Raw genomic sequence first — 22,060 nt, 5'->3', positions numbered from 1 at the left:
GGGCGACCGGATCGGTCTGGTGATCTTTGGCGGCCGCGCCTATGTCGCGGCGCCGCTCACCTTTGATCTGGACGCCGTCGTGCAGGCCATCGACGAGGCGCAGATCGGCGTGTCGGGCCGCGGCACGGCCATCGCCGACGGGCTGGGCCTGGCGATCCGCAGGCTGCAGGGCAGCGCGTCGCCCGGCCGGGTCGTGGTGCTGCTGTCGGACGGGGTCGACACCTCGGGCAGCGTGCTGGCGGTGGACGCGGCGCGGCTGGCGGCGTCGCACGGGCTGCGCATCCACACCATCGCCCTGGGCCCAGAGGATCTGGAGACCCGCCCCACCGCCCGCGACGCGGTCGACGTGGCGACCCTGCGCGCGGTGGCCGAAACCGCGGGCGGCACGCTTTTCCGCGTCCGCGACACAGCCGACCTGACCGCCATGGCGCAGGCGCTGGACCGGCTGGAGCCCAGCCCCGGCGAACAGCCCCCGCTGCGATATTGGCGGTCGCTGTGGGTCTGGCCCGCCATGCTGTGCGTCGCCTGCCTGCTGCTGGCCGCGATCCGGAGGCGGGAATGACCGGCGCGCTGCTGCTGCGGCCATGGTGGCTGGCGGGGCTGCTGCCGCTGCTGGCGCTGGCGTGGTGGCTGGACCGGCGCGGGCCGTTGGCCGGGGGGTGGGAACAGGTGATGCCGCCCCAGATGCTGGCCGCGATGCGGGCGCTTGGCGCGTTGGGGAGCAGCACCGGGCGATGGGGGCCGCTGCTGCCCGTTGGGGCGGCCGGGCTGCTGATGCTGGGCCTGTCCGGCCCCGCGGTTCCCCGCGCGGACGCGCCGGTGCTGGCGCGTACCGACAGCGTGCTGATCGCCATCGACCTGTCGCCTTCGGTCGCGCGGGGGCCGGCGCTTGCGCAGGCGCAGCAGGCCGCTGCCGCCTTGTTGCAGGGACTGGCCGGACGGCCGGTCGGACTGATCCTGTACAGCGGAGAGGCCTATGCCGCCTCCGCCCCCACCACCGATCCGCGCACGCTGCAGACGCTGATCGCGGTCCTGGACGCCGATACGGTGCCCGGTCAGGGCAGCAGGCCCGCCGCGGCCATCGGCCTGGCCGGACAGATGTTCGGCGATGCCGGACAGGCGGATCTGGTCCTGATCTCGGACGGGGGCGGGGTCGATGGCCAGGCGGTGGCCGAGGCCGGGCGCCTGGCGGCCTTGGGCACGCGCATCTGGGCGGTGCGCGTCGTGGGCGCCGCGCCGCAATCGCCGACGCCCGCCCCCGATGCCCTGACGCAACTGGTGCAATCGGGCGGTCAGATGGTGCTGGCCCAGGATGTCGACGGCCTGGCCGCCCGGCTGCGCCAGGGCGGTGATCGCCGCCGCGATCCGGCGGTGACGGCCTTGGGCTATCGTGACCTGGGACCGTTCCTGGCCATGCTGGCCGCCCTGCCGCTGCTGCAGATGCTGAGGCGGCGGCAATGAGGGCGGCGGCGGTCCTGCTGGTCCTGGCTGTGGCGGCGCTGGTCTTTGCGGGTCCCGCGGCACTTGGCGCGCTGGCGTTGCGGGCGGGGTGGGACCGGGCCGCGCTGATGCTGCTGGACGATCCGGGCGCACGCGGCGTGGCACATTACCGGCTGGGCGAATACGCGCTGGCCGATGCCGATTTCGCCCGCGCGGGCCGGTCGCAGACCTATAACCGCGCGCTGTCGCTGGCCGCTACGGGCGACTATCCGTTGGCGGTCGCCTATTTCGACGCGGTCCTGTTCGCGAATCCCGCCGATGAACAGGCCCGTGCCAGCCGCGACCTGGTGGCCACGATGTTCCCGCCGCAACGGGGCGACAGCGTCGCGCCGGGCCGCATCCTGGGGCAGGGCGGCCGTCCCGCCCCGGACGAGATGATCGCCAACGCGCTGACCGACGCCGCCGCCGAAAGCTGGCGCCGCCCGGTCGAGGCGCGCGGCATGGCCGCCAGCGACGCCTGGCTGGAGACCATCGCCGACGATCCGGGCGAATTCCTGGCCCTGCGGCTGCAGGCCGAACACGACCGGCGTGCCGGGCTGGGCCTGATCCGGCCCGAGGCGGGTGACCCATGGTGATCCGGCTGATCCTGCTGATCCTGATGCTGGCAACGCCGCTGCGCGCCGAAACCCCGGCGCCCCTGGCCCCGGGAGAGGCGCGGCTGCTGATCCTGCACGACCACGGCAACCCCGTCGTGGCCGAGATGGTGCGCCTGACGCTGCGCGGCGAATACGATCTGACCGTGTCGCTGGAAAGCCTGACCTTTCCGGTGTCCGACGCCTATGACTGGATGCAGATCGACCGCGACCGCTGGTTCCAGGAACGCATCGGCGGGCGGATGATCCAGATCTTCGAACGCGACATCGCGCTGTTTCCACGCCAGGCGGGCGATCTGACCATCGGTCCGCTGACCCACACCCTGACCAACATCACCCGCAGCGCGTCCGCGAGGAGGTCAGCGTCACGTCGGGCACCGCGCGCCTGACGGTCAAGCCCTTTCCCCATTCGGGCCGCCCCCTGACCGCGCGCAGGCTGGTGCTGACCGACGAACTTTCCGCGCCGCCCGGCCGCTTGGCCAAGGACGACATCCTGACCCGCCGCGTCACCATCGAGGCCCTGGGCGCGATGGCCCACCATCTGCCGCCACGCCCCGACATCGCCCAACCCTGGCTGATCAGCTTTACCCTGCCCGAAACCCGCGAAACGATCCCGACCCCGGACGGTCCCGTCGCCCGCGTGGTCTGGGAATGGCAGATGCGGCCCCGCACGGGCGAGCCCGGCGTCCTGCCCGCGATCCCCTTTCCCTGGCTGGACACCGACAGCCGCCGGGTCGAGGTCGCGGCGATGAAGCCGATTCCTTTCGGTTTCGCGGGCTTCACCACCGCGTCGGGAACGGGCGTCGCCCTGCATTGGCAGATGGCGGGGCTGGCGCTGCTGGGCGGGGTGGTCGCGCTGGCCGTGGTGCTGTGGGGCAGGCTGCCCGCGTTCGGCCGTGGCCTGCGCCGGTTGCGCCCCGGCCCGCATGCGGCGGCGATGCGCGCGGCGGCCGCCTGCGGCGATCTGACCCGGCTGCGGGCGGCTGCGGCGGCGCATCTGGCGTGGCGCGGGGGCGGCGGGCCGCACAGCCAGGCCCTGCTGGGCCAGCTGGACCGCCAGATCTATGCCCCCGCCGGCACGCCGGGGTTCGACGCGATGCGCTGGCTGCGCGACTGGACGCGGGCCTAGCGGTTCCGCCGCGACGTCGCGCGCGCCTGCAGCTGATCCAGCGCGTCAGCATTGTCGCGGCCCCAGGCATAGACCGCCTCGACCAGGCCCACGAAGCGCATGCCAAGCGGGGTCAGGCTGTATTCGACCGCGGGCGGGACGGTGCTTTCGACATGGCGGTTGATCAGGCCGCTGTCCTCCATCTCGCGCAGGGTCTGGACCAGCATCTTCTTGGAGATCCCCGGCAGGCTGCGCAGCAGCACCCCGTTGCGCGCGGCGCCTCCATGCTGGGCGTGCAGCGTGTGCAGGATCATGCTGGTCCATTTCGTGGCAAAGATCTCCATCGTGCGGCGGGGCGCGCAATCCTCGCGCCAGTCGGTGTCGATGCTGCCGGGTTCCATGGTGGTTACCTTTCGGTGGCTATGTCCCAATTTGGTGCCGTCTGGCACGACGGGGCCGCGCTGACTAGATCCCCTGACAGCACACAGACAGGAGAGTTTCATGACCCGCACCGCATTGGTCGTCGGCGCCACCGGCATTCAAGGCCACGCCATCGCCGCCCAACTGGTCCGCGACGGCTGGACCGTCCTGGGCCTCAGCCGCAATCCGCAGCCGCAACACGGCGTGACGCCCGTGGCCGCCGACCTGCTGGACCCCGCATCCGTCGCCACCGCCCTGACCGGGCTGGCGCCGACGCATGTGTTCCTGACCACCTGGCTGCGCCAATCGACCGAGGCCGAGAACATCCGCGTCAACGCGCTGATGCTGCGCAACCTGTTCGACGGCCTGCGCCCGCTTGGCACCGTCCGCCACGCGGCGCTGGTCACCGGGCTGAAGCATTATCTTGGGCCGTTCGAGGCCTATGGCAAGGGCAGCCTGCCCAAGACCCCGTTCCGCGAGGATCAGGGCCGGCTGGATGTCGCGAACTTCTATTACGCGCAGGAGGACGAGCTGTTCGAGGCCGCGCGCCGCGACGGCTTCACCTACAGCGTGCACAGGCCCCATACCGTGATCGGCAAGGCGGTCGGCAACGCGATGAACATGGGCACGACCCTGGCCGTCTATGCCGCCATCTGCCGCGAGACGGGGCGCCCGTTCCGGTTTCCCGGATCGGCCGTACAATGGAACGGCCTGACGGACATGACCGACGCCCGCCAGCTGGCGGCCCAGGTCATCTGGGCCGCGACCACGCCCGCGGCCCATGACCAGGCCTTCAACATCGTCAACGGCGACGTCTTCCGATGGAGCTGGATGTGGCACCGCCTGGCCGACTGGTTCGGGATCGAGGCCGAGGATTTCGACGGTACCGAACGCCCGCTGGCGGACCAGATGGCCGATGACGCCGCGATCTGGTCCCGCATCGCCGCCCGCGATGGGCTGACCGAACAGGACATCACCCGCCTGGTGTCGCCATGGCACACCGATGCCGACCTGGGCCGCCCGATCGAGGTCGTGACCGACATGTCGAAAAGCCGCAAGCTGGGCTTCACCGCCTATCAGGCGACGGACGACGCGTTCTTCGACCTCTTCGCGCAGTTGGAGGCCGATCGGATCATCCCGAGCCGCTGACGACCGGTCCGGTCGGGAATCACGCCCGGCGGCGGTGGTGAGGGTGTCGGGCACCCGGCCCCGCCATCGCCGTCGCCGGGTGCCTGTCGGATGGCCGGCGACGATTGATGATGCGAAGGGCGCGCCCATCCGATGGTGCGGATACGCCAGAACGCGGCTGCTGGTTGAAGCCACAAAGCCAATCGCGAATGCGCTGATATTGTGATTATGGCGGAGACGAAGGGATTCGAACCCTCGAGACCCTTTCGGGCCTGCACCCTTAGCAGGGGTGTGCCTTCGACCACTCGGCCACATCTCCGCGGACCCGTATATGGATGTCACCAAGGGGGGGCAAGGGGCTTTCTGGACCCTTTTTGCAGATCGTGGCGTGGACCCTGCGCCATGACGCCGGCGGCTGAAATGCCGGGCGCACCTGTCATTCGGCGGCGCGCGACAGTTCGTCCTCTTGGAACTGGGGCTGGAACCCTGAAGGCATTGGCGCAATAGTCGGATGACGCAACCGGATGGCAGCCCATGACCGAAATCTCTCGTCGCAAGTCGGATCATCTGCGCATCGTCACCGAAGGCCGCGGTGCGCAGGACCGGCTGGACAGCGGGTTCGATCAGGTCCGGTTCCTGCATCAGGCGCTGCCTGATCTGGACATGGACGCGGTCGACACCGGAACGCGGTTCCTGGGCCGCAGCCTGGGGGCGCCGCTGCTGATCTCGGCCATGACGGGCGGCCCGGACGAGGCGGAACGCATCAACCTGCACATCGCCGAGGCCTGTGCCCATCACCGCATCGCCCTGTCGGTCGGATCGCAGCGCATCGCGGTCGAGGCGGGCGGCAATGGCGGTCTGGGCGCAAGCCTGCGGGCGCGGGCGCCGCATATCCCGATCCTGGGCAATATCGGCGCGGTCCAGCTGAACTATGGCTTTGGCCTGACGCAGGCGCAGCGGGCGGTGGACATGATCCAGGCCGATGCGCTGATCCTGCACCTGAACCCGCTGCAGGAGGCGATCCAGGAAGGCGGCGACCGCAACTTTGCGGCCCTGCTGCCGCGGATCGAGGAACTGGCGGCCAGCCTGCCGGTCCCCCTGGGCGTCAAGGAGGTCGGGGCGGGCCTGTCGGCGCCCTTGGCGCGGCGGCTGATCGATGCGGGCGTCACGATCCTGGATGTCGCCGGCGCTGGCGGCACCAGCTGGGCGCGGGTCGAGGCCGAACGCGGCCCCGACCGCCTGCAGGCGCTGGCGGCACCGTTCCACGACTGGGGCATCCCCACGACCGCGGCGCTGCGCGCCATCGCGCCGCTGATCGGGCCGGGCCAGGTGCTGATCGGGTCGGGCGGGGTGCGTCACGGGTTGGACGCGGCGCGGGCCATCCGGCTTGGCGCGGACCTGGCGGGGCAGGCGGCCCGCGCGCTGCCCGCCGCGCGCCACAGCGCCGAGGCCCTGGCCGATCACCTGTCCGACGTCATCACCCAGCTGCGCATCGCGATGTTCTGCACCGGTTCGGCCGATCTGGCGGCCCTGCGCCGCGCGCCTTTGCTGGTGCCGGGGCCGGGTGGCCAATGGTCGCAAGCATCGGGGATGGAAACCGGCGATGCGGGGTTGTAGTCTGCGCGGATCGCCGGTCCGGGGGACAAGATGAGCGCACATGCCCTGCCCAAGGCAGATCTGACCGCCACCAGCCTGATCGTTTCGGGCGGCATCATCACCGCCTGGTTGGCGCTGCATGTCCATGCGCTGTGGTTTCTGGACGCGGCGGCGCATCCCATCCTGGCGGTCGCGAATTTCCTGGGCCTGACCTGGCTGTCGGTCGGCCTGTTCATCATCGCGCATGACGCGATGCACGGGTCCGTGGTGCCAGGGCGTCCGCGCGCCAATGCGGCGATGGGGCAGCTGGTCCTGTGGCTGTATGCCGGGTTCTCGTGGCGCAAGATGATCGTCAAGCACATGGCCCACCACCGCCATGCCGGCACTGACGACGACCCCGATTTCGACCATGGCGGCCCGGTCCGCTGGTACGCCAGCTTCATCGGCACCTATTTCGGCTGGCGCGAGGGGCTGCTGCTGCCGGTCATCGTGACGGTCTATGCGCTGATCCTGGGGGATCGCTGGATGTACGTGGTCTTCTGGCCGTTGCCGTCGATCCTGGCGTCGATGCAGCTGTTCGTGTTCGGCACCTGGCTGCCGCATCGCCCCGGCCATGACGACTTTCCCGACCGCCACAACGCGCGCTCGTCGCGGATCAGCGACCCTGTGTCGCTGCTGACCTGCTTTCACTTTGGCGGTTATCATCACGAACACCATCTGCACCCGACGGTGCCGTGGTGGCGCCTGCCCAGCACCCGCACCAAGGGGGACACCGCATGACCAATTTCCTGATCGTCGTCGTCACCGTGCTGGTGATGGAGCTGACGGCCTATTCCGTCCATCGCTGGATCATGCACGGCCCCCTGGGGTGGGGCTGGCACAAGTCGCACCATGAGGAACACGACCACGCGCTGGAAAAGAACGACCTGTACGGGCTGGTGTTTGCGGTGATCGCCACGGTGCTGTTCACGGTAGGCTGGATCTGGGCGCCGGTCCTGTGGTGGATCGCCTTGGGCATGACCGTCTATGGGCTGATCTATTTCATCCTGCATGACGGGCTGGTCCATCAGCGCTGGCCGTTCCGCTATATCCCCCGCAAGGGTTATGCGCGCCGCCTGTATCAGGCGCACCGCCTGCATCACGCGGTCGAGGGGCGTGACCACTGCGTCAGCTTCGGCTTCATCTATGCGCCGCCGGTCGACAAGCTGAAGCAGGACCTGAAGACGTCGGGCGTGCTGCGGGCCGAGGCGCAGGAGCGCACGTGACCCATGACGTTCTGCTGGCAGGGGCGGGCCTTGCGAACGGGCTGATCGCCCTGGCGTTGCGCGCCGCGCGGCCCGACCTTCGGGTGCTGCTGCTGGACCGCGCCGCAGGGCCGTCCGACGGCCACACCTGGTCCTGCCACGACCCCGACCTGTCGCCCGAATGGCTGGCGCGGCTGAAACCGCTGCGCCGCGCCAACTGGCCGGATCAGGAGGTGCGTTTTCCCCGCCATGCCCGTCGCCTGGTCACCGGCTATGGGTCGCTGGACGGGGCGGCGCTGGCGGATGCGGTGGTCCGGTCGGGCGCCACGATCCGCTGGAACAGCGACATCGCCACCTTGGACGCGCAGGGCGCGACGCTGTCCTGCGGCACCCGGATCGATGCGGGCGCGGTGATCGACGGGCGCGGTGCGCAGCCGTCGCGGCACCTGACCGTCGGGTTCCAGAAATTCGTGGGCGTCGAGATCGAGACCGACCGCCCCCACGGCGTGCCCCGCCCTATGATCATGGACGCGACCGTCACCCAGCAGGACGGGTACCGCTTCATCTATCTGCTGCCCTTTTCGCCGACCCGCATCCTGATCGAGGATACGCGCTATTCCGACGGCGGCGATCTGGACGACGACGCGCTGGCGGCAGCGTCCCACGATTACGCTCGCCAGCAGGGCTGGACGGGCGTTGAGGTGCGGCGCGAACGCGGCATTCTGCCCATCGCGCTGGCCCATGACGCCGCAGGCTTCTGGGAAAATCACGCGACGGGTCCGGTGCCCGTGGGCCTGCGCGCGGGGTTCTTTCATCCCGTCACCGGCTATTCGCTGCCCTATGCGGCGCAGGTGGCGGACGTGGTCGCGGGCCTGCCGGGGCCGCTGACCACCGATGCGCTGCGCGCTGCCATCCGTGATTTCGCGATCGCCCGCGCGCGGCGCGACAGGTTCCTGCGGCTGCTGAACCGGATGCTGTTCCGCGGCTGCGCGCCCGACCGCCGCTATACCCTGCTGCAGCGGTTCTATCGCATGCCGCAGGGCCTGATCGAACGTTTCTATGCCGGCCGGCTGACCGTGGCGGATCAGCTGCGCATCGTCACCGGCAAACCGCCCATCCCGCTTGGCACGGCCATCCGCTGCCTGCCCGAACGTCCCCTGCTGAAGGAAAACGCATGAACGCCCACTCGCCCGCGGCCAAGACCGCCATCGTGATCGGCGCAGGCTTTGGCGGGCTGGCCCTGGCCATCCGCCTGCAATCGGCGGGCATCGCCACCACCCTGGTCGAGGCCCGCGACAAGCCCGGCGGGCGCGCCTATGTCTGGCACGATCAGGGGCACGTCTTCGACGCAGGTCCCACGGTCATCACCGATCCCGATGCCCTCAAGGAGCTGTGGGCGCTGACCGGTCAGGACATGGCGCGCGACGTGACGCTGATGCCGGTGTCGCCCTTTTACCGGCTGATGTGGCCGGGCGGAAAGGTGTTCGATTACGTGAACGAGGCCGACCAGCTGGAACGCCAGATCGCGCAGTTCAACCCCGACGACCTGGAGGGCTACCGCCGCTTCCGCGATTACGCGGAGGAGGTGTATCAGGAGGGTTACGTCAAGCTGGGCACCGTGCCGTTCCTGAAGCTGGGCCAGATGTTGAAGGCCGCGCCCGCGCTGATGCGGCTGGAGGCCTACAAGTCCGTCCATGCCAAGGTCGCGACCTTCATCAAGGACCCCTATCTGCGGCAGGCGTTTTCGTACCATACGCTGCTGGTGGGCGGGAATCCGTTCTCGACCAGCTCGATCTATGCGCTGATCCACGCGCTGGAGCGGCGCGGCGGGGTGTGGTTCGCCAAGGGCGGCACCAACCAGCTGATCGCCGGGATGGTCGCATTGTTCGAACGTCAGGGCGGACAGGTCATGCTGAACGCCAAGGTCGCCCGGATCGAGACCGAGGGCGCGCGCACCACCGGCGTCACGCTGGCCGACGGGCGCAGGGTCCATGCCGACATGGTCGCCAGCAACGGCGACGTGATGCACAACTATCGCGACCTGCTGGGTCACACGCCGCGTGGGCAGGCCCAGGCCAAATCGCTTGGTCGCAAGCGGTGGTCCATGTCGCTGTTCGTGCTGCATTTCGGCCTGCGCGAGGCGCCCAAGGACATCGCGCATCACACCATCCTGTTCGGCCCCCGCTATAAGGAGTTGGTGAACGAGATCTTCAAGGGCCCGAACCTGGCCGAGGATTTCTCGCTGTACCTGCATTCGCCCTGCACGACGGACCCGGACATGGCGCCTCCGGGCATGTCCACGCATTACGTGCTTTCCCCCGTGCCGCATCTGGGTCGCGCCGACATCGATTGGGCGGTCGAGGGGCCGCGCTATGCCGACCGCATCCTGGCATCGCTGGAGGAGCGGCTGATCCCGAACCTGCGCGCCAATCTGACCACGACGCGCATCTTCACCCCGGCCGATTTCTCGACCGAGCTGAATGCCCATCACGGCAGCGCCTTTTCGATCGAACCGATCCTGACGCAATCGGCCTGGTTCCGGCCGCATAACCGCGACAAGACGATCCGCAACTTCTATCTGGTGGGCGCGGGCACCCATCCGGGCGCGGGCATTCCCGGCGTCGTGGGATCGGCCAAGGCCACGGCACAGGTGATGCTGTCCGACCTGGCGGGCGCATGAGCGATCTGGTCCTGACCTCGACCGAGGCGATCACCAAGGGCTCGCAAAGCTTTGCCACGGCGGCAAAGCTGATGCCGCCGGGCATTCGCGACGACACGGTGATGCTGTATGCATGGTGCCGGCACGCGGATGACGTGATCGATGGTCAGGCCCTGGGCAGTCGCCCCGAGGCCGTGGACGATCCGCAGGCGCGGCTGGACGGCCTGCGCGCCGACACGCTGGCGGCCCTGCAGGGCGACGGTCCGGTGACGCCGCCCTTTGCGGCGCTGCGCGCGGTGGCGCGGCGGCATGATTTCCCGCAGGCCTGGCCCATGGACCTGATCGAAGGCTTTGCGATGGATGTCGAGGCGCGCGATTACCGCACGCTGGATGACGTGCTGGAATATTCCTATCACGTCGCGGGCATCGTGGGCGTGATGATGGCCCGCGTCATGGGCGTGCGCGACGACCATGTTCTGGACCGCGCCTGCGATCTGGGGCTGGCCTTTCAGCTGACCAACATCGCGCGCGATGTGATCGACGATGCGCGCATCGGGCGGTGCTATCTGCCGGGCGACTGGCTGGATCAGGCGGGCGCGCGGGTCGACGGGCCGGTGCCGTCGCCGGAACTGTACACCGTGATCCTGCGGCTGCTGGACGCGGCCGAACCCTATTACGCGTCGGCGCGGGTGGGTCTGGCGGACCTGCCGCCGCGCTGCGCCTGGTCCATCGCGGCCGCGCTGCGGATCTATCGCGCCATCGGCCTGCGCATCCGCAAGGGCGGGCCAGAGGCCTATCGCCAGCGGATCAGCACGTCCAAGGCGGCCAAGATCGGCCTGCTGGGTGTCGGGGGCTGGGATGTCGCGCGGTCACGCCTGCCGGGGGCGGGCGTGGTGCGGCAGGGCCTGTGGACCCGGCCGCACCACGCCTAGCGCGGGGCGGCGTAGGGCAGCACCCGTTCCAGCAGCGCCGCGATTTCCGGCGCCTGCAGGCGCTTGCTGCGCAGCATGGCGTCCAGCTGGGCGCGGCTGGCCTCGTAATGACGGGACACGTTCTGCAGGTCGGACACGGCCAGCAGCCCGCGCCGTGGGCCGGGGGCCGCGGCATCGCGCCCGGTATCCTTGCCAAGCGCCGCCTGGTCGCCGACCACGTCCAGCAGGTCGTCATAGGACTGGAACACGCGCCCCAGCTGACGACCGAAATCGATCATCTGGGTCTGTTCCTCGGCATCGAATTCCTTGATCACGGCCAGCATCTCCAGCCCGGCGATGAACAGCACGCCGGTCTTGAGGTCCTGCTCCTGCTCAACGCCCGCGCCGTTCTTGGACGCATGCAGGTCCAGGTCCTGGCCCGCGCACAGGCCCTGCGGCCCCAGGGACCGCGACAGGATCCGCACCAGTTGCGCCCGGACCGTGCCTGACGCCCCGCGGGCGCCGGCCAACAGGGCCATCGCTTCGGTGATCAGGGCGATGCCGCCCAGAACGGCGCGGCTTTCGCCATGCGCCACGTGCGTGGCGGGCTGGCCGCGGCGCAGGCCGGCATCGTCCATGCAGGGCAGGTCGTCGAAGATCAGCGAGGCGGCGTGCACCATCTCGACCGCGCAGGCGGCGTCGACGATCGTGTCGCAGACCCCGCCCGAAGCCTCGGCCGCCAGCAGCATCAGCATGCCGCGGAAACGCTTGCCCGAGGACAGCGCGCCATGCCGCATCGCCGCGCCAAGCGGTTGCGACACGGCGCCGAATCCCTTGGCGATATCCTCAAGTCTGGTTTGCAGAAGGGTGGCGTGGATCGGGTTGACGTCTCGTCTCATCAGTGCCTTCGCGCTTGGGTTCTGACCTGGCGGGATGGCCTGGCCCGGAGCGGTATCCCGCGACCGGTCATCCACCGTCAACAGCCCCCATGTTGGAACGGTTCACGCCCGATTGCACGCGTTTTCGACGGCGACGCGGGGTCGCGCGGCAATTTGTCCAGCAACGTCAGTGGACATCCGCGCCGATGGCCGCGCGCAGCCAGGCGTCCTTGGCCGGAAAGACCCGCGCCGCGTCGTGATCTGCCAGGATCGTGTCCCGCGCGGCCCGGCGCAGGACGGCCGCATCGGCCGGGTTGTCCAGCACCCAAGCTATCGCGTCCGCGACCTCGTCCGCGTCGTCCATGTCGACGATCAGGCCGTTTTCCATGTCGCGGACCAGTTCGCGCACCGGGGCGGTGTTCGACCCGATCACCAGGCAGCCGGTGGCCATCGCCTCGGACAGGGACCAGGACGTGACAAAGGGTTCGGTGAAATAGACATGCGCGTGCGACGCCTGCAGGGTGCGGACATATTCCTGCCGCGGGCGCATGGCGTTCACGTGGATGCGGCGGTGATCCAGGTCCAGCTGATCGATCATCCGCAGCCACCAGCTGTCGCCGCGCGCCAGCGGGCGGCCATAGGACACGCTGTCATTGGCCAGGATCACCGTGTCGAAATCGTCACGCCGGGCCTGCAGGCGGGCGACGCCGCGCAGGAACTGGGGAAAGCCGCGCAACGGCTCCATCCCGCGGGTGGCATAGGTGATGACGGGGCGGCCTGCGGGCAGGCGAAGCCACTCGAAATCGATGCGCGCCTGCGGATCGGGGCGGTGCAGGTCGCAATCCACCCCGTCGGGCATCACGGTGATCTGGCGGCGCAGGACGGGGGGGAACCGGCTGGCCTGGAACTGCGTCGGGCACCAGCTGGCATCGGCCAGGTCGAATTCGCCGGTGATCGGCAGGTTCCGCATCCGGTCCGAGATCATCGCCGCCAGATCGGCGGGCTTTTCCGCCCGGCGCTTGTCCCAGTTCCGGTCGGTGTAATACCATTCGTGATAGGCGACATAGGTGCAGTCGGGCCAGACCAGCTTGACCCCCAGACCCACGCCCCAGCCCGCATGGGCCACGACCACGTCGGGGACATAGCCTTCGGAATGGCGCATGCGGTACATCAGCTCGGTCGCGCCGCGACAGTTCTGCGCGGCATGGTCCAGGATGTGGCGCGGATCGCCGGTGGCGATCGTGGTATCGCGCAGCGCAAAGCGGCGGGTGCGGATGCCGTCATGCGCGGCGTCGGCGTCGATGCCGCCATGCATGAAGGTCACGTCCCAGCCCTGGCCCGCCAGCCAGCGGCCCAGAAACTCGAACTGGCCGGGACCGGACAGGTGCAGAAACAGGATGCGCGGCCGATGCGCCACGGGAGTCATGTCCGGGGAACCAACTGCCAGCCCGTGCAGCCCGCCGCCAGCAGCGGCTGCTGATCGGTGCGGTTCACGATGGCCTGCACGCGCGCATGGGCGGCGCCCAGGTCCAGCCGCGCCTTGGCTGCGACCAGGAATGTCGCGTCGCCATCATCGACCGCGTGGACCGCGGGAAAGGCCGCCTGCAGCAGGTCCCGGATTGCGGGCAGGGGGCCCGCGCCATGAACCAGCAGCACGCCGCCATCGCCCGACAGGCGGCGCCCGGCGTGGCGGATGCGCGCCAGCACATCGGGACCGTGCAGCCAGTCGGCATCCGCCCCCGTCACGATGGCGTCCAGCGGGGCGCGTCGGGGTTTGTGTCGGACAGCTGCGCCGTCCGGAATGCCGCGCCAAGGTCCAGCGCCTGGATCGCCGCGGTGGGCCATCCCGTCGCCGGGTGATGCACGGTCAGACCGGGCACCAGCGCCAGCGCCGCCACGGCCAGCGGCAGGTGCGCGGGCTGCATCACCATCACGTGCCGCAGCGCCGATGTCGCGCAAAGCAGCCCCAGACAGCGCCGCGCCCAACCCGCGACCGGCATCGCCGGGTTCAGCGCGTCGATCACGCCCAGGGGGGCGCCGTCATCGTCCATCACCTGCACATGCCGATCGTCCAGCAGGCGCATCGCAGCCCCGTCCGGACGGTGCAGGCCGTGGTTGATCGCGCGGGCGCGGGCGCGGACCGGGGCGTCGGTCGCCCTCAGCCAGGCGCGGTGAAAGGGTGTGACCCAGGAAAAGGCGTCGCGGTTGTCCAGAACCTCGATCGCCTGCTGAGCGGCGATGGCCAGCGGCCCGTCCAGGTCCAGCGACAGCGGCAGGCCGCCGGGCTGGGCGCCGACCAGGGTCACGCGGCGCGCGCGCCAGGCATGGCGCTGGACCGGACCGGTCTGGGGGCGCGTCTCGGCCTGGTTCAGGTGCAGGTCGGACATCGACGACAGGCGCGGGTTCAGCACATGGATCAGGTCCGCCCCGCGCCGCAATGCCAGCAGGCGCACGGGAACGCCAAGGGCCGGGGCGCAGATGCAGCCGTCGCCTGGACCGGCCAGCGCATCGCCCAGCAGGCGCATTGCGACGCCGGTCAGCGGATCGTCGGCCCGCGCCTCTGCGGGGCGCAGGCCCAGTCTGGGATCGTCGTGGCTCAGCTGGGCGGTCATCACAACCGACTGAAGAAGGCGCCGCCCAAGGGCGTTGCGCCATCCGCAGCCAGCAGCGCGTCCATCCGGGGGACGGCGACGCCCAGGGTCAAAGCCACCTGTATGCCCCGCACCCCGCGCGGCGCGGACCAGCCGCGCACGGCCAGCATCACCCGCTGCCAGACGGCGGTCCCGATCGCGGTGTCGCGGATGTCGCTGCGAAGATGGGCGGTGTGGATCACGGTGATCCAGCTGGCGGAATGGGTGCGCATCGGTTCGAACGCGAACAGCGCGAAGGCCACGGGCTCCGCCTCGCAGGAGACGACGACCGCGCCGTGATAGCCGCTGTCGTCATGGACCTGGGCCAGCATGCGTTCCACCTGTGGCTGGTCAAAGGGCAGGTCCGCGAACAGGCTTTCGCGGTGCATCTGGCGGGCCAGCGGCACGATCAGGTCGGGCCGGGCCGCATGCCTGCCGACGGTGACGTCGGTCCGGCGCAGCAGGGTGGGGGGCAGGTCGGTGTGGATTGTCATGATCCCAAGCGGCCCAGCCTTGCCGTCGCCGGCATGCTGGGCCTGTCCAATGACCGTGGGCGGGTTACGAGTACAGCGGGCGGTCGTTGCGGGCGTGGCGGGCGGCCAGCGACCGGCTTTCGCGTCCCTTCAGGAACGGGATGGCCGGATCGGTTTCGGTCATCGCGTCGAAATCGGGAAAGATCGCGCGCAATTCGCGCAGCTGGTCCTGGCTGAGGAAGCTGAGCGCCTGACGGCCGGGGAACAGGCTTTCGGCCTCGATCCCCTCGACGGCCAGGATCTGGTGATCGGCGAACATCACGTGCAGGTACTGGACGCTGCGGGCGTCGCCGTCCACGTCGATACCGTTCACGCCGACCAGCTGCTTGACCGCGACCAACACCTCGGGGGCGCCGAACATCGTCTCGGCGATGGCCGAGCGGATAACGACGCGGTGCTGCGGCGAAAAGCGCACGTCGCGCAGGGGCAGGCCGTTGCCGAACGCGCCCGCGGGCACGCGGATCGGCAGCAGCTTGGGGTTGCCGGCCAGATCGACCGCGTCCAGCCTGCGCGTACCGATCCAGGCCAGCGCCTTGGGACCGTTGCGGGTGATGACCGTGTCGCCCATGCGCAGGGTCTCGATCGGAACCGCGCCGCGGGGGGTGTCGATCAGCGTGCCTGCGGTGAAGCAGACGGCATTGATCGCCTCGAAATTGGTGAATCCCGACCGCGATGCCACGGTCGACCCGTCGCTCAGCGTCATCGCGCCGTACGAGACCGTCCCCGCCAGGATCGGCGGATAGCCCAGGATCGAGCCGACATCGCTGTCGCTGTAGACGTTCGTGACCAGGTCGCCCTTGCCGTCGCCGTCTGTGTCGATGGTCACGTTGCCGCTGGAGAGCGTCAGGGTCCATTCGCCGCGCAGGTTCAGCGTGTCCTGGCCCTTGCCACCGTCCAGCTTGGGACCGCTGCGCATCTTGTCGGCATCCGACAGGCCGTGATCGGGCTTCATGTCGAACCACAGGACGTCGTCGCCAGTGCCAAGGTCGGCGCGGGTGCCGAACGACCCGTCCAGCATCAGCGTGTCGTTGCCATCGCCGGTCAAGACCGTCTCGAACGTGGTGCGCGACAGATTGGCCATGTCGTTGCCGGTGCCCATGTCGACCTGACCGAACGCGACGCGCCCGCCCTGTCCGGACAGGTTGCCACCCTCCAGCGTGTCGCTGCCGCCCTTCATGCTGATATCGAACACGCTGCGGTTGTCTCCCGCGGCCGTCTGGCGGCTGAACGCCCAGTCCGACAGGGTGACGTTCTGGGTACCTTCCGTGTCATTGCCTTGGCGGATGGTCGCGCCATCCCCATCATAGCTGCCAAAGATCGTGGCCATGACAGTCATCCCTCTTGAAAACGATTCTTGTTAACGTTGTGTCACTGGCGCTACGCCCGCACCCCAGAGGTTGTCAACAAGATCCACGCCACAACCGACCGCCTCGGCAGTTTTCGGGACTAAGGTGGCAGAACAGGCAATTATTTGATTAAGCAGCGAACTTACCGGTTTGAATTGCACGATGTGCAGTCGTTCGCGGGGTGTTCTGGGGCGGAACGCGGTTGGTCGGGGACATGTTGCCTTCGCAACTCAGGCGTGTAAATTTTCCTAGCCTTAACTGTTTATTTACCACTTATCGGAACAGCAACACGGACCGGCGGGATTCGATCAGCATGCGGGTGGTGACCGATCCGATGATCAATCTGCGGATGCGGCTGTGCCCATAGGCGCCCATCACCAGCAGGTCGTGATCCTGCTGTTCGATCCGGGCGATCAGCGCGCTGTCCGCGCCGCCGTCCAGCAACTGGGCGCGGGCGTCCCGCCCCGCGGCGCGCAGGCGCAGGATCGCCTCCTCCAGCTGGACGTGGGCATCGCTGCTGGCGGGGGCGGCCATCGCCACCTCGATCCGCAATCCGTCGAAGACCGGGCTTGCGGCGATGTGGTTCACCGCCTTCATCGCCGACGCGCCGCCATCAAAGGCCAGCATGACGCTGGCGATGGGGCGAAAGGCGCGGGCGGCGACCAGGACCGGGACCTTGGCGGCGCGGACCACGCGTTCCAGGTTCGATCCGGGATGGTCGGCGGCGAAATCGGCGGCCTCTCCGCGCTTGCCGATCACGATCAGGGCGGGGTTTGCGGCCTTGCCCGTCGCGTGGGCGACCAGGTCGCCCTGTTCCAGGCGCGTATCGACCCGGGCGGCGCCCGCGCCCAGGGTCAGGTTGCGCGCATCGTCCAGCAGGGCACGGCCCTGCGCGTTCGCCAATCGGGCGCGCTGTTCGTCCAGACTGGCCAGTTCGTCCAGCAGGGCGCTGCGTGCGCCAAGGCGGATCGTGCCCGACAGGTCCTGGGCCGGGGCGGGGGACCTGCGGCCCAGCACGTGCAGCAGCTGGACGGGCATTCCGCTGCGCGCGGCCAGCCAGCCCGCGTGTTCGCAGACCGAGGCCGCATAGACCGACCCGTCCACCAAGGCGATGATCTTGTCCGTCATGTGCGGTGTCCCCCTCTAATGTGTGGTCAGCTTGTCCAGGGCGCCGGGCTTGTCATGGACGGCAAGCCGGTCGACCAGCGTCTCGGATGCGGCGTTCATGCCGATCAGTTGCACCTGCGCGCCTTCGCGCCGAAACTTCAGGATCGCCATGTCCAGTGCCTGCACCGAGCTGATGTCCCAGATATGCGCACCCCCGACATCGATGGTGACATGATCCAGCGGTTCTGCAAAGTCGAACGCAGCCATGAAATCCTCGACCGAGGCATAGAACATCTGCCCTTCGACGACATAGGTCCGGCTGCGGCCGTCCGGCGACAGAACCGATGACACCCGGAACAGCTGCGCGATCTTGGCTGCGAAGAAGATCCCCGACAGCAGCACGCCCACCAGGACGCCGATGGCCAGGTTGTGCGTCCAGACGACCGTGGCGACGGTCGCCAGCATCACCACCGACGACGAATGCGGATGCGTGCGCAGGTTGGCCAGCGACGACCAGCTGAATGTGCCGATGGATACCATGATCATGATCGCGACCAGCGCGGGCATGGGGATGCGGCTGACCAGATCGCCCAAGCCCACGACCAGGATCAGCAGCGCCACCCCGGCGGTAAAGGACGACAGCCGCCCACGCCCGCCGGATTTGACGTTGATCATCGACTGTCCGATCATGGCGCAGCCCGCCATGCCGCCGATGAAACCGGTCGCGGTGTTGGCAAGGCCCTGGCCGATGCATTCCTGGTTGCGGCTGCTGCGCGTGTCGGTCAGCTCATCGACCAGGTTCTGGGTCATCAGGCTTTCCAGCAGGCCCACGATGGCGACCGCGATGGAATAGGGCAGGATGATCTGCAGCGTCTCCAGCGTCAGCGGGATGTCGGGGATCAGAAACATCGGCAGCGTGTCGGGCAGCGCCCCCATGTCGCCCACCGTGCGCACGTCCCAGCCAAAGACCATCGCCAGCCCGGTCAGCACCACGATGGTGACCAGCGGCGACGGGATCGCCTTGGTGATGCGCGGGAACAGATAGATGATGGCCAGCGACGCCGCGACCAGCACATAGGTGAACCATGTCACGCCCGGCGTGGAGAAGCTCAGTTCCGGCAGCTGCGCCATGAAGATCAGGATCGCCAGCGCGTTCACGAACCCGGTCATCACCGATTTCGAGACATAGCGCATGAAGCGGCCCAGCCCGGCCAGCCCGCAGCCGAGCTGGATCAGCCCGGCCAGCACCGTGGCCGCCAGCAGGTATTCCAGCCCGTGATCGCGCACCAGAGTGATCATCAGCACCGCCGTCGCCGCAGTCGCGGCCGAGATCATGCCGGGCCGCCCCCCGGTGATCGCGGTGATCACCGCGATGGAAAAGCTGGCATACAGCCCCACCTTGGGTCGACACCCGCGATGATGGAAAAGGCGATCGCTTCGGGGATCAGGGCCAAGGCCACGACAAGGCCCGACAGCAGGTCGGGCCTGATGTTGCCAAGCCATTCGTTCTTGTAGGTCGTCAATGAAAACATGTGTCATCCGTTCCTGACCGGGCCTTTCTGGCCTGCGGTCCGACAGTCATCTGTCAAGGTTCGAATTGTCCGGCGGATCGGCGGCCGGAAGAGCCACCCGGAATCTCACCGGGTCCATGCACGTGACGGGCTGATAGCCGCAAAGGGTGCGTTGACGCAAGCCCCTTGCGGCGGGGGGGGGCCTCAGGCGCGGGTGCGCAGCAGGCCCATGATGTCCTTGGTCCGTTCCAGGATCGGCACGGCCACCGCCGCCGCGCGGTCGGAACCGTCGGCCAGGATCGCGTCGATCTGTGCAGGGTCGGCCATGTATTCGGACATCCGCCGGGTGATGGGCGACAGCGCCTCGACCGCGACCTCGGCCAAGGCGGGCTTGAAGGCGCCGAAGCCCTGACCCTCGAACCGGGCCAGGACCTGGTCGGGGGTCTCGTCCGTCAGGGCGGCATAGATGTTGACCAGGTTGCGGGCCTCGGGGCGGTCCTTCAGACCCTCCATCTGGCCGGGCAGGGGTTCGGCATCGGTGCGCGCCTTGCGGATCTTTTGCGCGATGGTGTCCGCGTCGTCGGTCAGGTTGATCCGGCTGGCATCCGACGGATCGGATTTCGACATCTTCTTGGACCCGTCGCGCAGGGACATGACCTTGGTCGCCACCCCCTCGATCAGCGGTTCGGTGATCGGGAAATGGGTGACGCCATAGTCATGGTTGAACTTGGCCGCGATGTCGCGGGTCAGTTCCAGATGCTGCTTCTGATCCTCTCCGACAGGGACCGCGGTCGCCTGATAGGTCAGGATGTCGGCCGCCATCAGCGCCGGATAGGCCAACAGGCCCAGGCTGACGTTTTCGGCGTTCTTGCCGGCCTTGTCCTTGAACTGGGTCATCCGGTACATCCAGCCCACGCGCGCGACCGTGTTGAACAGCCACGCCATTTCGGCATGCGCGCTGACCTGGGACTGGTTGAACAGGATCGACTGCGCGGGGTCCACGCCCGACGCCATGAAGGCCGCCGCCGCCTCGCGGGTGCGCGACAGCAGGACCTGGGGGTCCTGCCAGACGGTGATCGCGTGCAGGTCGACGATGCAGTAGATCGTCTGCGCATCCGGGCCCTGCAGGGCCGCGAACCGTTTCAGCGCACCAAGGTAGTTGCCAAGCGTCAGCCCGCCCGACGGCTGGATGCCGGAAAAGATGCGGGGGCGGAACTGGGCGTTTATCGGGTCGGACATGAGCGGCCTGCCTTGGAATTTCCTGCCCGCTGGCTTAGCGGTTGGCCCAAGCGTTCGCAACCCGCGCCTTCGCAACCCAAGGAACCCCCATGCGATCAAGCCTGCCTGAATCGCCGCTGAACCCGCTGCCACCCGTGATCTGGCTGCTGACCCTGCCCGTCATCGCCTCCGAGGCGGTCTTTGCCTTGGGCAGCGCGGGCCTGATCGGCGGGGCCGAGGGGGTGGGCCTGCGCCTGTCCGCGATCCGCATGGCGGCCTTTCCGCCCGAACTGGCGCAGCGCGCCTGGACGTTGGGCGCGTTCGATTTGGAACAGATGTACCGGTTCTTCAGCTTCGTGTTCATCCATGTCAGCGCGATGCATGCGCTGTTCGTCGTGGTGTTCACGCTGGCCCTGGGGAACATGGTCGCGCAGAACTTCCGCCCCTGGGCGGTGCTGGCGCTGTATTTCGGGTCGGCCATCGGCGGCGCGCTGCTTTATGCGGCGATCATCCAGGCGGTGGGCGCGCGGGCCGCGCCGCTGATCGGCGGCTATCCGGCGGTCTATGGGCTGGTGGGGGCGTTCACCTTCCTGATCTGGACGCGGTTGGCGGCGCAGAACGCCAACCGGATGCGGGCCTTTACCCTGATCGGCATGCTGCTGATGTTCCAGCTGGTCTTCGGGCTGATGTTCGGCGGGGCGGGCTTTGGCTGGATCGCCGAGATCGCGGGTTTCGGGTTCGGCTTTGCGCTGTCCTTCGTGCTGGTGGACGGGGGCATTGCCCGCGCGCTGGCCCAGCTGCGCCAGCGTTAACCGCGCCGGACGGCGGCGCGCAGTTCCGACGGGCGATAGCCCACGATGACAAAGGCTAGCGCGAAATACAGCGCCGCGCCGCCGAACACCAGAATGACCAGGCCCGCACCGCGGCCCAGGCCCGCGGCCTCCAGCCATCCTCGGGTCGCCCACAGGGCGGCCGCCATCAGTACCGATGTCAGCAGGATGCGCGGAAACGCGCGCCGCAGGCGGGCATCGGCGCGCGCCGCCTGACCCATCGACCGGGTGCCCCACCACAGCTGCGCGACCATGATCCACGCCGCGATGGTGGTGCCAAGCGCCGCCGCCAGAAAGCCAAAGATCGGCATCAGCCCGAACGCCGCGACCGCGTTCACCACCATCGAGATCAGGGCGAACCGGAACGGGGTCTTGGTATCCTCGCGCGCGAAATACAGCGGCTGCAAAATCTTCTGCAGCACAAAGGCCGGCAGGCCGAAGGCATAGACGATCAGCGCCGCCGCCGTCTGCTGCGTGTCGAACGCCGTGAAGGCGCCGCGTTCGAACAGCGTGCTGACCATCGGTTCCGCGATCACCGCGATGGCAAAGGCCGAAGGCAGGGTCAGGAACAGCCCGAATTCCGTGGCGCGGGAATAGGCCGATTGGCCGCCCGCGTGATCCTCGGCCCGGATGCGGCGGGCCAGTTCGGGCAGCAGGACGACCGCGACCGCGGCACCCACCACGCCCAAGGGCAGCTGGTACAGGCGGTCGGAATAGGACAGCCAGGCGATGGCCCCCTCGAACCGCGATCCGACCTGACGGCCGACCAGCAGGTTGATCTGCACGACGCCGCCCGCGAAGGCCGCGGGCAGGGCGACGGCAATCAGGCGGCGCATGTCGGGCGTCAG

At 68.8% G+C, this 22,060-nt stretch carries 23 protein-coding genes, 1 tRNA gene, 1 pseudogene and 1 other annotated feature; of the genes and pseudogenes, 13 read left to right on the top strand and 12 right to left on the bottom strand.

What is annotated here, in order from left to right:
• The 5 genes from TY51_RS04780 to TY51_RS20080 form a co-directional block, all read left to right on the top strand.
• On the top strand, positions 1 to 562 hold a 562-nt coding region (locus tag TY51_RS04780), incomplete at its 5' end, for a VWA domain-containing protein (RefSeq protein ID WP_042246565.1).
• Positions 559 to 1,461 carry a VWA domain-containing protein gene (locus tag TY51_RS04775; RefSeq protein ID WP_042246562.1) on the top strand — a complete coding sequence of 301 codons (903 nt, stop codon included), beginning with the start codon at positions 559 to 561 and terminating at the stop codon, positions 1,459 to 1,461. The genes TY51_RS04780 and TY51_RS04775, both read left to right, overlap by 4 nt.
• A complete protein-coding gene (locus TY51_RS04770) occupies positions 1,458 to 2,075 on the top strand; it encodes a hypothetical protein (protein WP_042246559.1) in 618 nt (205 codons plus the stop codon). Before TY51_RS04775 ends, TY51_RS04770 begins: the two co-directional genes overlap by 4 nt.
• Positions 2,069 to 2,482 (top strand): hypothetical protein, encoded by a 414-nt coding sequence (locus TY51_RS23165; protein WP_052649789.1) that lies wholly within the window; start codon positions 2,069 to 2,071, stop codon positions 2,480 to 2,482. Before TY51_RS04770 ends, TY51_RS23165 begins: the two co-directional genes overlap by 7 nt.
• Positions 2,483 to 2,532: 50 nt before the next feature.
• Positions 2,533 to 3,222, top strand: a complete 690-nt coding sequence (locus TY51_RS20080; RefSeq protein WP_052649787.1) for a hypothetical protein — start codon at positions 2,533 to 2,535, stop codon at positions 3,220 to 3,222.
• Here TY51_RS20080 and TY51_RS04760 read toward each other — a convergent pair.
• Positions 3,219 to 3,602 (bottom strand): helix-turn-helix domain-containing protein, encoded by a 384-nt coding sequence (locus TY51_RS04760; protein WP_042246556.1) that lies wholly within the window; start codon positions 3,600 to 3,602, stop codon positions 3,219 to 3,221. The genes TY51_RS20080 and TY51_RS04760 overlap by 4 nt on opposite strands.
• A gap of 100 nt (positions 3,603 to 3,702) precedes the next feature.
• Here TY51_RS04760 and TY51_RS04755 point away from each other — a divergent pair, with 100 nt between their 5' ends.
• Positions 3,703 to 4,770 (top strand): SDR family oxidoreductase, encoded by a 1,068-nt coding sequence (locus TY51_RS04755; protein ID WP_042246553.1) that lies wholly within the window; start codon positions 3,703 to 3,705, stop codon positions 4,768 to 4,770.
• A 208-nt stretch (positions 4,771 to 4,978) separates the two neighbouring features.
• Here the strand turns inward: TY51_RS04755 and TY51_RS04750 are convergent.
• Positions 4,979 to 5,068, bottom strand: a tRNA-Ser gene (locus TY51_RS04750).
• Between the two features lie 215 nt (positions 5,069 to 5,283).
• On the opposite strand from TY51_RS04750, the gene fni reads away from it, so the two are divergent.
• The 6 genes from fni to TY51_RS04720 are packed head-to-tail and all read left to right on the top strand — an operon-like array spanning position 5,284 to position 11,180.
• Positions 5,284 to 6,366, top strand: coding sequence for a type 2 isopentenyl-diphosphate Delta-isomerase (gene fni, locus TY51_RS04745; RefSeq protein ID WP_042246550.1), 1,083 nt, complete (start codon positions 5,284 to 5,286; stop codon positions 6,364 to 6,366).
• 30 nt (positions 6,367 to 6,396) lie between these two features.
• The gene (locus TY51_RS04740; RefSeq protein WP_042246548.1) at positions 6,397 to 7,125 is read left to right on the top strand and encodes a fatty acid desaturase; all 729 of its coding nucleotides are present in this window, start codon (positions 6,397 to 6,399) and stop codon (positions 7,123 to 7,125) included.
• Positions 7,122 to 7,610, top strand: coding sequence for a sterol desaturase family protein (locus TY51_RS04735; RefSeq protein ID WP_042246545.1), 489 nt, complete (start codon positions 7,122 to 7,124; stop codon positions 7,608 to 7,610). Before TY51_RS04740 ends, TY51_RS04735 begins: the two co-directional genes overlap by 4 nt.
• Positions 7,607 to 8,767, top strand: coding sequence for a lycopene beta-cyclase CrtY (gene crtY / locus TY51_RS04730; protein ID WP_042246542.1), 1,161 nt, complete (start codon positions 7,607 to 7,609; stop codon positions 8,765 to 8,767). Before TY51_RS04735 ends, crtY begins: the two co-directional genes overlap by 4 nt.
• Positions 8,764 to 10,269 (top strand): phytoene desaturase, encoded by a 1,506-nt coding sequence (locus TY51_RS04725; RefSeq protein WP_042246539.1) that lies wholly within the window; start codon positions 8,764 to 8,766, stop codon positions 10,267 to 10,269. Before crtY ends, TY51_RS04725 begins: the two co-directional genes overlap by 4 nt.
• Positions 10,266 to 11,180 (top strand): phytoene/squalene synthase family protein, encoded by a 915-nt coding sequence (locus TY51_RS04720; RefSeq protein WP_042246536.1) that lies wholly within the window; start codon positions 10,266 to 10,268, stop codon positions 11,178 to 11,180. The genes TY51_RS04725 and TY51_RS04720 overlap by 4 nt, the downstream gene beginning before the upstream one ends.
• Here TY51_RS04720 and TY51_RS04715 read toward each other — a convergent pair.
• From TY51_RS04715 to trpS, 9 genes and pseudogenes are all read right to left on the bottom strand, one after another.
• The gene (locus TY51_RS04715; RefSeq protein ID WP_052649785.1) at positions 11,177 to 12,058 is read right to left on the bottom strand and encodes a polyprenyl synthetase family protein; all 882 of its coding nucleotides are present in this window, start codon (positions 12,056 to 12,058) and stop codon (positions 11,177 to 11,179) included. The genes TY51_RS04720 and TY51_RS04715 overlap by 4 nt on opposite strands.
• 166 nt (positions 12,059 to 12,224) lie before the next feature.
• A complete protein-coding gene (locus tag TY51_RS04710) occupies positions 12,225 to 13,454 on the bottom strand; it encodes a glycosyltransferase family 4 protein (protein ID WP_052649782.1) in 1,230 nt (409 codons plus the stop codon).
• Between the two features lie 5 nt (positions 13,455 to 13,459).
• Complete coding sequence (locus TY51_RS04705) at positions 13,460 to 13,783, bottom strand: hypothetical protein (protein ID WP_042246533.1); 324 nt, start codon at positions 13,781 to 13,783, stop codon at positions 13,460 to 13,462.
• A complete protein-coding gene (locus TY51_RS04700) occupies positions 13,780 to 14,649 on the bottom strand; it encodes a hypothetical protein (RefSeq protein WP_042246529.1) in 870 nt (289 codons plus the stop codon). Before TY51_RS04700 ends, TY51_RS04705 begins: the two co-directional genes overlap by 4 nt.
• Positions 14,649 to 15,161 carry a hypothetical protein gene (locus TY51_RS04695; RefSeq protein WP_042246526.1) on the bottom strand — a complete coding sequence of 171 codons (513 nt, stop codon included), beginning with the start codon at positions 15,159 to 15,161 and terminating at the stop codon, positions 14,649 to 14,651. Before TY51_RS04695 ends, TY51_RS04700 begins: the two co-directional genes overlap by 1 nt.
• Before the next feature lie 64 nt (positions 15,162 to 15,225).
• Entirely contained in the window at positions 15,226 to 16,527 is a 1,302-nt protein-coding gene (locus TY51_RS20075) for a Hint domain-containing protein (protein ID WP_052649780.1), read from the bottom strand.
• Between the two features lie 292 nt (positions 16,528 to 16,819).
• Positions 16,820 to 17,674 carry a universal stress protein gene (locus TY51_RS04685; RefSeq protein WP_042246524.1) on the bottom strand — a complete coding sequence of 285 codons (855 nt, stop codon included), beginning with the start codon at positions 17,672 to 17,674 and terminating at the stop codon, positions 16,820 to 16,822.
• Between the two features lie 15 nt (positions 17,675 to 17,689).
• Positions 17,690 to 19,185, bottom strand: a pseudogene (locus TY51_RS04680) (SulP family inorganic anion transporter).
• 63 nt (positions 19,186 to 19,248) lie between these two features.
• Positions 19,249 to 19,304 (bottom strand) — a sequence feature (sul1 is cis-regulatory element that is thought to sense ions involved in sulfur or methionine metabolism; They are found in Alphaproteobacteria).
• A 64-nt stretch (positions 19,305 to 19,368) separates the two neighbouring features.
• On the bottom strand, positions 19,369 to 20,403 hold the full coding sequence (trpS, locus tag TY51_RS04675; RefSeq protein ID WP_042246521.1) for a tryptophan--tRNA ligase: 1,035 nt from the start codon (positions 20,401 to 20,403) through the stop codon (positions 19,369 to 19,371).
• An 89-nt stretch (positions 20,404 to 20,492) separates the two neighbouring features.
• Between trpS and TY51_RS04670 the strand changes: the two genes are divergently transcribed.
• Positions 20,493 to 21,194: a rhomboid family intramembrane serine protease gene (locus TY51_RS04670; RefSeq protein WP_042246518.1), complete on the top strand. Its 702-nt coding sequence runs from the start codon at positions 20,493 to 20,495 to the stop codon at positions 21,192 to 21,194.
• On the opposite strand, the gene murJ is transcribed toward TY51_RS04670, so the two are convergent.
• Positions 21,191 to 22,060 (bottom strand): murein biosynthesis integral membrane protein MurJ (gene murJ, locus TY51_RS04665; protein ID WP_042246515.1); only part of this gene is annotated, 870 nt, incomplete at its 5' end. The two genes, TY51_RS04670 and murJ, sit on opposite strands and share 4 nt — an antisense overlap.

This window comes from Paracoccus sp. PAMC 22219 (assembly GCF_000787695.1).
Lineage (GTDB): Bacteria > Pseudomonadota > Alphaproteobacteria > Rhodobacterales > Rhodobacteraceae > Paracoccus.
Note: the sequence above shows the minus strand (reverse complement) of the source record. Positions and strands in the feature narration are given on the sequence as shown.

Coding starts and splice junctions, on each gene's coding strand:
- TY51_RS04700 (WP_042246529.1), bottom strand. CDS start 14,649: ATGACCGCCCAGCTGAGCCACGACGATCCCAGACTGGGCCTGCGCCCC.
- TY51_RS04770 (WP_042246559.1), top strand. CDS start 1,458: ATGAGGGCGGCGGCGGTCCTGCTGGTCCTGGCTGTGGCGGCGCTGGTC.
- TY51_RS04740 (WP_042246548.1), top strand. CDS start 6,397: ATGAGCGCACATGCCCTGCCCAAGGCAGATCTGACCGCCACCAGCCTG.
- TY51_RS04735 (WP_042246545.1), top strand. CDS start 7,122: ATGACCAATTTCCTGATCGTCGTCGTCACCGTGCTGGTGATGGAGCTG.
- TY51_RS04725 (WP_042246539.1), top strand. CDS start 8,764: ATGAACGCCCACTCGCCCGCGGCCAAGACCGCCATCGTGATCGGCGCA.
- TY51_RS04760 (WP_042246556.1), bottom strand. CDS start 3,602: ATGGAACCCGGCAGCATCGACACCGACTGGCGCGAGGATTGCGCGCCC.
- fni (WP_042246550.1), top strand. CDS start 5,284: ATGACCGAAATCTCTCGTCGCAAGTCGGATCATCTGCGCATCGTCACC.
- TY51_RS04715 (WP_052649785.1), bottom strand. CDS start 12,058: ATGAGACGAGACGTCAACCCGATCCACGCCACCCTTCTGCAAACCAGA.
- trpS (WP_042246521.1), bottom strand. CDS start 20,403: ATGTCCGACCCGATAAACGCCCAGTTCCGCCCCCGCATCTTTTCCGGC.
- TY51_RS04685 (WP_042246524.1), bottom strand. CDS start 17,674: ATGACGGACAAGATCATCGCCTTGGTGGACGGGTCGGTCTATGCGGCC.
- TY51_RS04695 (WP_042246526.1), bottom strand. CDS start 15,161: ATGACAATCCACACCGACCTGCCCCCCACCCTGCTGCGCCGGACCGAC.
- TY51_RS04720 (WP_042246536.1), top strand. CDS start 10,266: ATGAGCGATCTGGTCCTGACCTCGACCGAGGCGATCACCAAGGGCTCG.
- TY51_RS04775 (WP_042246562.1), top strand. CDS start 559: ATGACCGGCGCGCTGCTGCTGCGGCCATGGTGGCTGGCGGGGCTGCTG.
- TY51_RS04755 (WP_042246553.1), top strand. CDS start 3,703: ATGACCCGCACCGCATTGGTCGTCGGCGCCACCGGCATTCAAGGCCAC.
- TY51_RS23165 (WP_052649789.1), top strand. CDS start 2,069: ATGGTGATCCGGCTGATCCTGCTGATCCTGATGCTGGCAACGCCGCTG.
- TY51_RS20075 (WP_052649780.1), bottom strand. CDS start 16,527: ATGGCCACGATCTTTGGCAGCTATGATGGGGATGGCGCGACCATCCGC.
- TY51_RS04670 (WP_042246518.1), top strand. CDS start 20,493: ATGCGATCAAGCCTGCCTGAATCGCCGCTGAACCCGCTGCCACCCGTG.